The following is a 12,397-nucleotide window of genomic DNA, read 5'->3' as shown; positions in this document are numbered from 1 at the left end:
ATTGTCGCCTGCGGCATCTTTATACGGGCTGAAAAATGGGTGACAGGTCACTTTACCACATGATTCTTCTGTTCGAATTGGCCGGCCCGCTATCCGTATTGGGGACGTTGCCTTCGCCTGTCTTCTGGCCGACGGCATTGAACTCGATCATAAAAGAGCTGTTGACATCCGGATCGGTATTGAACCGGTCGTAGTTCAACCACTTTTGCGTATGCAGACCGATGGATGATTTGTAGGGGTAGCCCCTGCTGCCGTCATAACCGATGCTCACCGAGGAAGCCCCGGCTGCCGGAGTGCCGATGCCGCCGTTTTGATGCAGCGGTGCCGATGTCGTATAGAGGTCATAGCCGTTGTAGCGGTGGCTGAGCACGGTGATATTGCCCTCAAGCAGGGCGCTGTGGTCCGTGTTGCGGAACCAGAGGATCGCATCTTTGCTTCGCTCGTTGTCCAGGGCGTATTGTCGTCTGAGCGTCAGATTGTTATCGCTGCTGTAGAACTCGAAAAAGAGCTGCAGCGGTTGTGTCGACGAGCAGGAACTCAGCGCGGCGCTGCTGCAATCAATACGGTAGCGGGGTGCGTGTACCCGGCCGTAGAGGAAGGTGGCAGTATCGGGGCTTGGGCTGTTGTCAGAGCCGAAAACGCCGTCGGTATCCACAATGTCGACGCTGGACAACGAGAGCCGGAACGGATTGACAGGCTGATTGACTCGACGGTCGAAGTTGATCCGGTATGCGATCAACGTCGTCCCGTTGGCGTCCGGCGCCGTCCGGGACGGGAAACTTGCCGTGACGTTGGTAATGGGCAAGGAACTTAATAGACCGCTCGCGGGCAGGGCGGTTTTTCCTTCACCGCTGTTGGAAACATTCGGATCCGCTTCGGTCGGGTTGAAATAGAGGAAATAGTCCAGCGCCGACGGCGGGCTGATCTGTGTACCTGCCGTCTGCAGCGTGATATTGGTGTCCTGGGCATAACAGCTGTCGAGATAGTTGCTCAGGGTACCGATGCCGTTCGCACCCATCGCCGATACCTCTATTTCCAGGGAGGCGGTTGAGAGGTTGTAGTCATAACCTGTCTGGTTGACGTCGTTGTCTTTGTTCATGTCATAAAGATAGGTGAAGCCGCTGCCGGCGTTGTCGAGCGAGGCGTTGACGTCGAAATGGTCGGGGATGAAACGTTCGGATACTCTTGCCGTCACCAAACACCCTACGGGGTCAGGGGATGTCCTGTTCGAATCGGGGAGGCACTCCTGCCATCCGACTTTGTTTTGATCTACACCCGTCCAGTTTGCATCGGCCAGGGTGATATTGACATCGCCGACGTTCGGGTAACTGATCGAACCCGAGCCTACGCCGTCTGTGAAGCTGAACGTGAAACCGTGATCGCCGTAGGGGCAGTTGGTCGCGGCAGCTACAGGACTGAAAATGAAAGAGGCATTTTTGTCGTTGCTATTGTCAAGCGTCGTGGTATAACCGCTGGTCGGAGCCGTTCCCCCGCCGACGTAAAGGGCGTCGGATTCCAGCGTATAGGACATACCGGCGATTTTGGGGGTGGAGGAGTCGCTGAGCCCCAGGGTGTAGGATGATGGCCGGATGGCAAAATTGTCGCTTGAACAGGCCGTCACATCCGCAGCATTGTCAAGGATACAGGCCAGGCACCCGTAGGCGTGATTGTATTTTTCCGGCAGGATAAAGCCCTTGGAGCCGCTGTTGTCGTAGGCGGAGGAGCCGCACGGCTGCTGGTCGCCCGTTAAAAGCGGGTTGAGACATACCGTGGCGATATTGGGGTATTTCTCTATTAGTTCTTGAGAAATTCCGCTGCTGCTACCCAGGTTGTTCAGACACTGGGGAAGGCCGTTGAAGTTACCCTCCCAGTTGGAGTTCAAAAAACAGCTGCTGGCTGAGGCGAGATCGTTGAGCAGATCGCCCCAGTCGGCGTATTGGGCGAGTATACGGGTATTGCTGTTGGCGACGGAAGCCATTGTAAAGGTATTGGCGTCGGCATAGCTTGTGCCGCTTTCAATGTAGGCGATGACGGGTTCGCCCACGGGGTTCCCCGTCGTCGGCGCCGCCAGGGGAAGCTCGTCCGTACAGCTGCTGTCCGTGCGGTAGAGCAGGACTTCAAGGGGCGGTAACCATTTGAACTCTCCGCTGCTGTTGTAGACTTTGGGCTCATGCGTCGTCGGATCGAGGTAGACGACCGTCAGCGCGGTCTGCGGGTTCCCCGCGACCTTTGTTTTCAGAACCTGGCGGCTCGCAAAATTGGGATATTCGTCGGTGTCGACGATGTCCGCTGTCGAGGGGACGGAGGGCTCTCCGCTTCCTCCCCCTCCTGCGGCGGAACAGCTGGCGATCAGGCCGCCGAACGTTTCGCCGTTTTTAGCGTAGCGCCCGTACAGCAGCGGCGAAGAAGCGTTGCCAAGCAGTGCCAGAATATCGATGTTGAGTGTTGTCAGCGCGAAGACGGTGTGGTTCCCGTCCGCAACGGCCATGTTCGGCATGTCGTATACAATGGCGTCGCCCAGGAGATCGACAAGACCGAGGTAGCCCAGATTGATCTGCAGCGCGCTTTCGCGCTGACAGTTTCCGGGGTTCCCATCGACACCGCAGAAATCGACGAGCCCTATCAGGGATTGGAGCAGCGAATTGTCGGCGATGACCTGAACATCGGAAAGGTCACCGTCCATATTGGCGTGCTTGATCGGGATCGTGTTTTTTTGCAGGATCTGGATACCCTCTCCCAAATTGATCTGGATAAGCCCCAGCAGATTGATATTGATGGCATCCAGAATACTTTGGACAAGATCGACGACATCGCAGGCGATATAAATGACACCGTCGACGACGGTGTAGACGATTCCCTGGCTGTCAAGGATAGGGGTGAGGATGGGCAGGACATCCGTTGCGATATCAAGTACGCTGCCGACGACAGCATGTAAAGAACACTCCGTCACCGGCGTATCGTAACAGAGGTCCTCCTGCATGCCGGTTCTACAGACCCCAGCATCCGTATCCCAGGCACAATACCCGGTCCGGTTGCACTGATTGAGATTATTTTGATCTTCACACGCCGCATGACCATCATGGGAGAAAAGCACAAAGGTCGTGGCAGCAGCGACAAACAAACGTATGGATTTACTGCTTGTCATAATTTCGAACCTCGAATAGAGTTGATAACAAAACTGTTATTTTTTAAATATTTTCATTCAAATATTCCAAAGTATAGATCGAAATATTTTGATAAAACTTAAAAACAGAAAAAAATGAAAAGTTGCTGTAGAAAATGTTCATTTTGACAAAAAAATATTGAAATTGATATGGATTATTGAAAATGGAGAGATATGATAAAAGAGGGTGGAAGCGGGCTATAGACGATAGCAGTTTCCGTGGACGCTGAAAGGCAGATCGGAGGGCAGGGTGCGGTAGAGCAGGGGACTGTCGAGGTCGATCCAGGCGAAACGGTCGGGGTAGGCCGTGGCGAGGTGGAGCGCTGCGGTGATGGAGACGGGACCTTCGAGCATTGAGCCGAGCATGCATTGGGCCCCGTAGGTCTGGCAGACGTCCAGGATGGCGAGGGCACCGGCGAGACCGCCGCATTTCATCAGCTTGATATTGATGAGGTCTGCCGCACCGGCATCGAGTACGCGCCGGGCATCCTCGGCGTCGAAAACGGCTTCGTCGGCCAGGATGGGAAAGGGGGAGAGGGCGGTGATCTGCCGGAGCGCTTCAAGCTCCGGTGCGGGCACGGGCTGTTCGATCAGGGCGAGGGGCAGATCGGCACACGCATCGATGAAAGCGAGGCTCTCCTGCAGGTTCCAGGCCTGGTTCGCATCGACGAGCAGCTGCGCCCCGGGGAGGGCATCGGCGATCCCCCTAATGCGCTGCGCGTCCAATCCGTCCCCCCCGCCGACTTTGACTTTAAGAATGTCGTATCCGCACGCGAAAAGTTCGGTGGCTTTGCTCCGCATCGTTTCGGGTGTATCGAGGCTGACGGTCACGGCAGTGGTGACGGGCGTTGCTTCTTTCGCGCCGAGGTAGCGGTAAAGGGGGAGATCCACGCACTGCGCCGCCAGCATATGGAGTGCCATGTCGACCGCCGCCTTGGCACTGCTGTTGCCCGGCAAGGAAGTGGCGACGGTATGCAGCAGTGCCTGCAGTTCGAAAGGACGCCCCTGCAAAAGCGGAAGGATGCTGGTCTGAAGGGCCTGTTCGATGCTCTCAAGGGTTTCGCCGGTAATCGCCTTGGTCGCCGGTGCACTGCCGTAAGCGCGAGCACCGTTGTCCATGTGTAATTCGAGGACGACAAAGGTGACATCCTCAACACGCCGAAGTGCCGTGACAAAGGGAGTGGCGAGAGGGATGGATGCGCGATAGACGCGCGTACTGCTGATGGTCATGCGGCGATACTCTGCAGGCCGGAGGCGATCAGCAGGCCGACGAGGGTACCGATCAGATAGCCCATTACGGCCATAATGACGGCGGGGCCGATGAGCAGACGGTTATAGGCAGCCGCCAGAATGGGGGCCGAGGCGACCCCACCGATATTGGCCAGGGAAGCGACACCGATCGTGAAGAACGAGAGTCTGAAGAGCCGTGCGATCAGGAGCATGAAGAGGGCGTGAAGGATGAGAATGGAGGCGGCCGCAGCAAGGTAGCGCGGCACTTCGGTGAAACCATGCAAGGAGGCATGGGACCCGATCAGCGCCACCAGCAGATAGAGCAGGAAGGAAGCGAGCGTGCTGCTGCCTCCCAGGCGTCTCATCGGCGTGAAACTGCCTGCGACGCCCGCAAGTGTCGCGAGAAGTACGCTCCAGGTGCTTTCGGGTAAGAGGGGAAGCAGCGCGGCGATGTATCTGAGCGCGAACGCGATAAGGAGGGCGACAGCAGTGAGGATGAGGAAAGAGCGGAAGCCGCCTCTGCCCTCTACGGTTTCCGATGGGGCCGCTTCCATGGTTTTGGTCCCGTTCCAGCGGTCAAAACGGCGGGCAAAGGGAACGGCAAGCAGCAGGGCGCTGACCCAGAGCGTATAGAGCAGTGAGTCGACGACCAGCGCCGGCCCCAACTGGGCTTCGGAGATGCCAAGGGCCGCGGCGACGGCGAGCATATTGGCCGTTCCGCCGGTCCAGCTCCCGCCAAGCGCTCCGAAGACGCCGGCGGCTTCTGGTCCGAAGTCAAAGAGGGCAAAGATGCCGAAGAAGGCGCCGGCGATGGAGAGGACGGCAGCACCGTAGGCCAGTAGCAAGGGTCTGCCCAGCGTGAGGAATGCACGCAGGTCCAGCCGGAGCAGCATGATGAAGAGCATCATCGGCAGGAGCCAGGATTTTACCTCTTTATAGGCGAAGGTCTGTGCAGCGTTCTGGGCGAAGAGGCCGCTTTGAGAGAGCGTAATGGCAAGGAGATAGATCAGGACGATGGCGGGCAGCCAGGTAAAGAGTTTGAGAGGGGTGCGCGTCTCGATCCGCCAGAGTCCGCCGCCGAGTGCGAGCACAATACCGAGATAACCGAAGACACTTGATATCATGGGACACATTGTAGACACTTTTTGGTTAGTTACGGGTTTGCTATGGCACAATGACAGGATGTTTTATTCACTCCAGTTCTCTTTTTGGTACCTCTTTTTCGGAACGATTCTCACCTATCTCGTCTGGGGCTTCATTGTCTCCTTCGAGGTCAACCTGGCGATGGGGGGGTCGAAGATGGCACGGCGGTGGATCCGTGCGCACCACACCTATAAACAGCTCTATTACGAGGTCAAGATCTTCTACCCGATGATCTATGTAGGCTACTTTTTCCTCGAACTGCTGCCGCATCTGCTGTGGAAGACGCCCAAGGCCGTGTTTGATATGGAGCGGCTTTTCAACGAACTTTTTGACGAGGAGGAACGATAGGCATGGCGAAATTCGTATTGCTGGACACGGAGACGACGGGGGCAGGGGAAACGGACCGCATTATCCAGCTTGGATTCATTGTCCTGGAAGCGGGACAGCAGACGGAGGTTTACAACGATTTCTGTTCCGCGGAAGTGCCGATCGCGTTCGGCGCGATGGAAGTGCACCACATTACGCCGGAGATGATCGAAGGTAAACCCCTCTGTACCGAGACGGCGGCGTACCGGGCACTCATGGCGCTGAACCGGGACGAGAACTACCTCGTGATCCACAATGCCCCTTTTGACCTGGGGATGCTGGAAAAAGAGGGGTTTGCCAATGGCATGAAACTCATCGATACTCTGCGCTGTGCCCGCCATGTTTTCGAAGAGGAAGAGGCCCACCGGCTGCAGTATTTCCGCTATAAGATGGGGCTTTACAAAGAGGAAGCGGCGGAAGCGCAGAAACTGGGGGTCGAGATCAAGGCCCATGACGCCATCGGCGACGTCCTGACGCTGAAACTCTTTTTGAGCCGTCTGCGCGCGCGTGTCCAGGAGCGTTTTCCCGGAGAGAACCCTGTCGAGAAGATGGTCGCGCTGACGAAGGAACCGGTCTTTTACAAAGGGCCGATGCGCTTTGGCAAATACAAAGGAAAGACGCTCTTTGAAATCGCGGCGGATGATCGCGGGTATCTACAGTGGATGATGGATAAGATGGAAAACCTGGACGACGATATGCGCTATTCGGTCAATCGCGTTCTCTCAGGCGTGTAGGGGGAAAAGGAGGGAGCCCGGCCGATCAGAGGATCAGCTGGGAGATCTTTGCGCTGAGCTCTTTCTCACGCACCGGTTTCATCAGGAAGCCGTTGGCACCGGCTTCGAGGGCCTCGGCTTTTTTCGTCTCGTCCGTCGTCAGTACGATGACCGGCGGCTGCTTCAGGTTCTCGTCTGCACGCAAGACGCGAAGCATGTCCAGACCGCCCATGACCGGCATGATAATGTCGAGAAGTACGACGTCGATGTCCGCGGTATTTTTAAGCTCACCGATGGCGTCGGCACCGTTTTTGGCTTCAATGACTTCGGCGACATATCCTGTTTTCATCAGCATGGACTTGAGCAGCTTCAGGTTGATCAGGTCGTCATCGACGGCGAGTACTTTCAGTTGTTTGTTCGGCATTCAGTTTCCTTTAGAGTTTATACGTATTTTTCAAAGATCAGACGCAGAAGGTCTTTGTTAATGACGTTTTTGATGACGTCGTTCACGCGGCTGCGTGTGGTTTCATCGGGCTCGACACCCGGGTCGACCATCATGACAGTCGCGGTTTTATGCCCTTTGCTTTCCAGCGTCTTTTGCAGGCTTTCTAAGTCAAGCCCCTCGATCTCCTGGTCGAACAGCACGAGCTTGTAGGCCTTCTCTTCGAGGGCATGCATCATGTTTTCGGCACCGCTTTCGCTGTCGTACGTGAAGCCGAGATCGGCAAGAAGTTGCCCGAAAAGCTTGCTCTCAAGAATCCCTTTTTTCACCAGCAGGATATCGGCGCTATAGGTGATCTCCGGGGCAGCAGCGGCAACCGTTTCTTCCGGGGCTGCTTCTGCTGTGGTCGGGAGCGTCTCCTCGGCTGTTTCCGTTTGGCGGACATCGACGATCTTGTCGCCGATGAACTGGCTGAGCAGGTTGAGGATTTCGGTACGTACCAGCGGTTTGGTCGTATACTCATCCATCCCGACGTCCATAAACCGTTCGCGGTCCCCTTTGAGGGCGTTGGCCGTCAGGGCGATAATAGGCACGTGCGGCTGATTTTCGTCCTCTTCGAAGTCGAGGATCTCCATGGTCGCTTCCATCCCGTCGAGGACCGGCATCTGGATATCCATGAAGATAAGGTCGAAGTTGCCGTTTTTACGTTTCTCGAAGGCTTCGAGACCGTTATTGGCGATGGTGATCTCCAGGCCGAGCTCTTCGAGGGTGCGGCGGATCAGCTTCTGGTTGATGATGTTGTCTTCGGCGACGAGGACCTTCGCGTCGAAACGGCTGTCAGCGCTGACTTTTTTACGTTTTTTCTGCGCTTTTTTGACGACGTAGTCTTCGGCGTCGAAGGATTCGAGCACCGACTGCAGTTTCGTACCGTTCAGCGGCTCGTAGAGGACCTTGAACAGTTCGAGCTCCATACTCTCGATCTTCTTCATGTAGTAGGACTTGGTGATCAAGATGGTTGCTTCCGGCGTTGTACTGACCTGTTGCAGGACCTCTTCGTCACAATAGTCGAAGTCGGCGATCAGAATGTCGTAACTGCCCTTCTGCTGGAGCTGCTGCAGCTCGCGGAGGTCATTGAATGTCGTATGTTTGACGCCGTAGAAGTTGAGGTACTCGAGCAGGTATTCCGTCTGTGCCTTCTGGCGCGTTTCATCGTTCATAATGAGCGCGTTGATATTGGTGAAACTGTTTTGAAGCGATTCGTTAAGGGTCTCGATCTCTTCGAGTTCAAGGGTGAAGAAGAAGGTGGTTCCCTGTCCCGGTTCGCTTTCAAGGTCGAGTTTGCCGCCCATCAGCTCGATGAAGCTGCTCGAGATCGTCAGACCCAGGCCGGTACCGCCGTATTTACGGGTAATGGAGGTGTCCGCCTGACCGAAGGCCTCGAAGATGCGGGCTTTCTGCTCCGCGGTAACGCCGATCCCGCTGTCTTTGACATCGAAGCGGATGCGGGCGCGGTTTGGCGTATCGCACGCTTCGCGGCGGACATTGACGTTGATCGCGCCGCCGCTGTTGGTAAACTTGACCGCATTGGAAAGGAGGTTGATAAGGACCTCTTTGATCTTGGTCGGGTCCCCTTTGAGCGGACGTTCCAGGCTCGGGTCGATGAAACAGCCGAGGTCGATATGTTTTTCGGAAGCACGGACGGCATAGACTTCGACGGCGCTTTCGAACTCTTCGAGAGGGTTGAAGGCGATCTCTTCGATCTCGAGCTTGTTGCTTTCGATTTTGGAGAGGTCGAGAATGTTGTTGATAATTTCCAGCAGGTTCTCGGAGCTCTTCTCAATGATATCGATGAACTCGCGCTGTTCCTCCTGGAGGTCGGTGTCTTTGAGGAGTTCGGTAAAGCCGACGATCCCGTTGAGCGGCGTACGGATCTCATGGGACATGTTCGCCAGGAACATCGATTTCGCTTCACTCGCTTCCTGGGCGGAGACCTTATCCATCCGGGTCTGCTCAATGACCCCTTCAAGCAGGGCGTAGGCCTGCGCCGTACCCTTCGCTGTTTCGAGGTTGATATCGGAACTTTCGGTCTCGATACCCTCTGCCGCACGTTTCAGGACCGATTCGAGGTCCTTGATGTTGCGGGCGATATCGTTGGCAAGGAAGTAGCCTAGCAGCGCGATAATGATCGCGATGGCCCAGATGACGACGGCGGCGGTCAGGATCTCGAGGGCCTGGGTCTGGACGACGGCCGCCCGTTTGTCCATCGCCTCGATCAGAACAGTTTCGGCTTCGGAAAGAAGGTTGGTTTTTTCCGAGAGCATCGCGAACCAGACACCGGACTGTGTCGAGTAGAGCCCGTCGTTGATGGCCTGGATGATCTCGGCGCGTTCGGCGGTGATATCTTCAAAGAGCTCGACATTGTCCTCGCTCTTGAAGAGGGCATCCATGGCGGCTTTGAGGTCGGCGTCGAGGGCGGTATCGTAACTGATGGCGTCGGCCCGGCCGATCAGTGAGAGCCAGCGGTTGACCTCTTCCGTCTCAAGCGCGGTGGAGCGGGCGAGAATGAAAGAGATGAAGTCGCGTTCGGAAGCGGTATAGAACTCCGACTGGAGCAGATTGTAGTAGGCGGAGGCACTGGAGGAGAGCGCCTTGTCGTCGGAAATCTGGGTGATGTGCCCGAGAATATCGAGGATTGACGTCAGCAGGCTGCCGTAGGCTTCGGCATAAACGGATTCAAACTCTGCGTTGCCGGTATCGACGGCGTTGCGGACCTCTTCGATGGTGTTGGCCGTTCCTTGCAGCGCGGTGCTGTCCTGGGCGTTCAGCGTACTGCTGAGCTGTGCCAGGCCCTGGTCAACGATGTCCCGCTGGGCCAGCAGCGATTTTTTCGTCGCTTCGGAGTGGTTACCCATGTACATAACGGTCATCCCGCGTTCGCGGGAGATGTTGGTAAAGAGTTCATTGAGGTATTTGTTCTCTGCCAGTTTCGTTTGGAGGACTTCCGCGGACTGGTAGTCTTTGAACGAGGTATAAACGTAGAAACTGGCAAGGCTCAGCAGGAGGAGGATCGGCAAGAGGCTGATCAGACGCAACTGGCTTTTAAGTCCCAAATTCATATAGCTTCCTTTTTAGAGTTGTTTCAAGAGTGAATAAAAGTGTTCCGCTTCCTTTTTCAGGGCCGGAAGTTGCTCATGTCTAAGCAGCTTGGTCAGGCTGCGGGAGACGTCTTCGATGCGAAGGTTGTCTGAAAGGCCTTTGAATTCGAAGGCCACGGAGCGCACTTTCTTCAGGTTACCGTCATCGATCGCCTGCATGATTTCGCTTTTTTTCTTTTTGGCGTCTTCGACGAAATCTGTCACCAGACTTTTGACGAAGGATTCGCTCAGACCGATTTCGGCCGCGGCCCGCGTGAGGTCGTAATGGAGCTTGGTCTCCTCGGCACCGGACATCAGGGCGCTATCTTTTGAAGCCTCGCCGCTGAGTTGTCGGTAGTGTTCCCCCTCTTCGGCATCGTCGATCAGGTGCTGCTCCTCTTCGGGGATGATATCGAGGCTGAAAGGTTCGACATCCTCGACGGGTTCGCGGGGCTCCTCCTCGATTGCCGGGGCATTTTCATCTTTGATCGGCGGCAGTTCGATATCGTCGTCCATCAGACTGCCCAGCTCCAGAGACGCCGGCTCCTCCTCGACGGTCGGCGGTGCAGGCTCCTCTTTGGGGACCGGGGACTCTTCCGGCGCGGAAGTGCCCAGAAGGTCGCCGAAGTCATAGAGGTCGTCCTCTTCCGCCGGCTCTGAGACAGCAGGCTCGCTGGCCTCGGGTACGACGGTTTCGCTTGCCGGTGCCGCCGCTTCGGTCATTTCCGGAAGCGGTTTGCCTTCCATTTTGGCAACGATAAGGTAGAACTGCTTCAAGTTGGCTTCGATCTCGACCTGGTCACGTGAAGAGTTGACGACGCTCAGAACCTCGAAGGCGTCTTCGATCCGCAGGTTGGCCGCGACCCCTTTGAGTTTGTGCGAAAGGAGGTGGACTTCATCGAAATCCTCTTCATGGTTGGCATTGAAGAGCCCCGTTTTGAATTCGTGGGCCTGCTGGATAAAGTCACCGATGAACTCCTCGATCAGTTCGACGGGAAGACCGAGTTCGCTTGCAGCGATATTGGGGTCGAAAACGTAGTCATGATCCGTCTGAAGGTTGTCCAGATAGGCCTGCTCTTCCTGGTTGATATAATCGCCGAGCATCGGCCTTTCGGTTTTCGCCGGGGCGGAAGGCGGTTCAAAGGTTTCCGGCATATAAGGCTCTTCTTCCAGGGCGAAGGGCTCGGGTTCGTGGCTTTCGAGTTCAAAGCTCTCCGGTTCGCTCAGGGAGCCGTCAAGGTTGATGTCTGGCAGGTCGATCGCCGGGAGCTCCTCAAATTCAAACTCCTCTGCCGGTGCAGGCGGTACGATCGACGCTTCGGGTTCGGGGGAACGTACCGGGAGCTCTTCAAATGCCGGCGTCTCTGCCGGGGAAGGACGTTCAAAGGGCTCCATCGCCCCGCTGAGGGCCTTAACCTGTTTGAGATGAACGACATACCCTTCGTTGTCAGGGGCATCGGTCATGAAGATCGGCGACAGGGCCAGTGTGCAGGAGAAGTGGACCTTGTCGTTCTGGATAATGGCACGGGTGTCTTCGGCGTCGGCATGGAGGACGAAGTCGATCCAGGGGAAGTTCTGGAAGTTGTGGATGTAACCCGGTTTCTTGACAAACATTTCAGCCACATCCCTATGTTCTGCCAGAAATTCGGAAAGGGTTTTGTATCCGAGATGGTGTAGTGTTTCGTCGTCAATACCCACCAATTCTTTGTTGTGGTTGTAGATCAGCACAATGCCTCCTTCAGGTTATGATTCTGCTTCTTCGCCGCGCAGGCGTTCGTAAAGCGTTTCGGCCTCTTCGATGGCCGCTTCGCTGGCACCTTTGCGCGCAGCGGCATATTTGGTGATCGCTCCGGTATCGTCCTGGATCGGTGTGATCGTTGTTTCAACCCAGTAGTACCGTCCGTCTTTGCGCAGGTTTTTGACAAGACCGGTCCACACATTACCCTGTTTGATGGTATTCCACATCATCTCAAAGGCCTTTTTCGGCATATCCGGGTGACGGATGATATTGTGCGGCTGTCCGATCAGCTCCTCTTTGGTGTAGCCGGAGATTTCACAGAACTTCCGGTTGGCAAAGGTAATGATCCCATTGAGATCCGTTTCGCTCACGATCGCACGGCCTTCGAATTTAAACTCTTCATCTATCGGTTCTACTACCTGCATAGTCGGCCTTGTTTTAATTTGTGTCTGGATAAATATAGCATAT

The 12,397-nt window shown here is 55.8% G+C and carries 9 protein-coding genes; 2 read left to right on the top strand and 7 right to left on the bottom strand.

Going from position 1 to position 12,397, the window contains the following annotated elements:
* Positions 1 to 52: 52 nt before the first annotated feature.
* The 3 genes from LOH54_RS10550 to LOH54_RS10540 all read right to left on the bottom strand — a co-directional run bounded on the left by LOH54_RS10550 (position 53) and on the right by LOH54_RS10540 (position 5,517).
* Positions 53 to 2,980, bottom strand: coding sequence for a hypothetical protein (locus LOH54_RS10550; protein WP_231019030.1), 2,928 nt, complete (start codon positions 2,978 to 2,980; stop codon positions 53 to 55).
* Positions 2,981 to 3,361: 381 nt separating this feature from the next.
* Positions 3,362 to 4,393 carry a dipeptide epimerase gene (locus tag LOH54_RS10545; protein WP_231019028.1) on the bottom strand — a complete coding sequence of 344 codons (1,032 nt, stop codon included), beginning with the start codon at positions 4,391 to 4,393 and terminating at the stop codon, positions 3,362 to 3,364.
* A complete protein-coding gene (locus tag LOH54_RS10540; protein WP_231019027.1) occupies positions 4,390 to 5,517 on the bottom strand; it encodes a DUF819 family protein in 1,128 nt (375 codons plus the stop codon). The genes LOH54_RS10545 and LOH54_RS10540 overlap by 4 nt, the downstream gene beginning before the upstream one ends.
* A 58-nt stretch (positions 5,518 to 5,575) precedes the next feature.
* On the opposite strand from LOH54_RS10540, the gene LOH54_RS10535 reads away from it, so the two are divergent.
* Both LOH54_RS10535 and LOH54_RS10530 read left to right on the top strand, forming a co-directional pair.
* Positions 5,576 to 5,884, top strand: coding sequence for a hypothetical protein (locus LOH54_RS10535; RefSeq protein WP_231019026.1), 309 nt, complete (start codon positions 5,576 to 5,578; stop codon positions 5,882 to 5,884).
* Positions 5,885 to 5,886: 2 nt separating this feature from the next.
* Positions 5,887 to 6,636 carry a 3'-5' exonuclease gene (locus LOH54_RS10530; protein ID WP_231019025.1) on the top strand — a complete coding sequence of 250 codons (750 nt, stop codon included), beginning with the start codon at positions 5,887 to 5,889 and terminating at the stop codon, positions 6,634 to 6,636.
* 25 nt (positions 6,637 to 6,661) lie between these two features.
* On the opposite strand, the gene LOH54_RS10525 is transcribed toward LOH54_RS10530, so the two are convergent.
* From LOH54_RS10525 to LOH54_RS10510, 4 genes are read right to left on the bottom strand one after another with little or no spacing between them, the layout of a single operon-like run.
* On the bottom strand, positions 6,662 to 7,039 hold the full coding sequence (locus tag LOH54_RS10525; protein WP_231019024.1) for a response regulator: 378 nt from the start codon (positions 7,037 to 7,039) through the stop codon (positions 6,662 to 6,664).
* 17 nt (positions 7,040 to 7,056) lie between these two features.
* Positions 7,057 to 10,173: a nitrate- and nitrite sensing domain-containing protein gene (locus LOH54_RS10520; RefSeq protein ID WP_231019023.1), complete on the bottom strand. Its 3,117-nt coding sequence runs from the start codon at positions 10,171 to 10,173 to the stop codon at positions 7,057 to 7,059.
* 12 nt (positions 10,174 to 10,185) lie between these two features.
* Entirely contained in the window at positions 10,186 to 11,919 is a 1,734-nt protein-coding gene (locus tag LOH54_RS10515; protein ID WP_231019022.1) for an Hpt domain-containing protein, read from the bottom strand.
* A 15-nt stretch (positions 11,920 to 11,934) separates the two neighbouring features.
* Positions 11,935 to 12,354: a PAS domain-containing protein gene (locus tag LOH54_RS10510; protein WP_231019021.1), complete on the bottom strand. Its 420-nt coding sequence runs from the start codon at positions 12,352 to 12,354 to the stop codon at positions 11,935 to 11,937.
* Positions 12,355 to 12,397: the final 43 nt, after the last annotated feature.

It is taken from the genome of Sulfurimonas sp. HSL-3221 (assembly GCF_021044585.1).
GTDB lineage: Bacteria > Campylobacterota > Campylobacteria > Campylobacterales > Sulfurimonadaceae > Thiomicrolovo > Thiomicrolovo sulfuroxydans.
The sequence above is the reverse complement of the archived record's forward strand: the minus strand, read 5'-3'. Positions and strand labels throughout refer to the sequence as shown.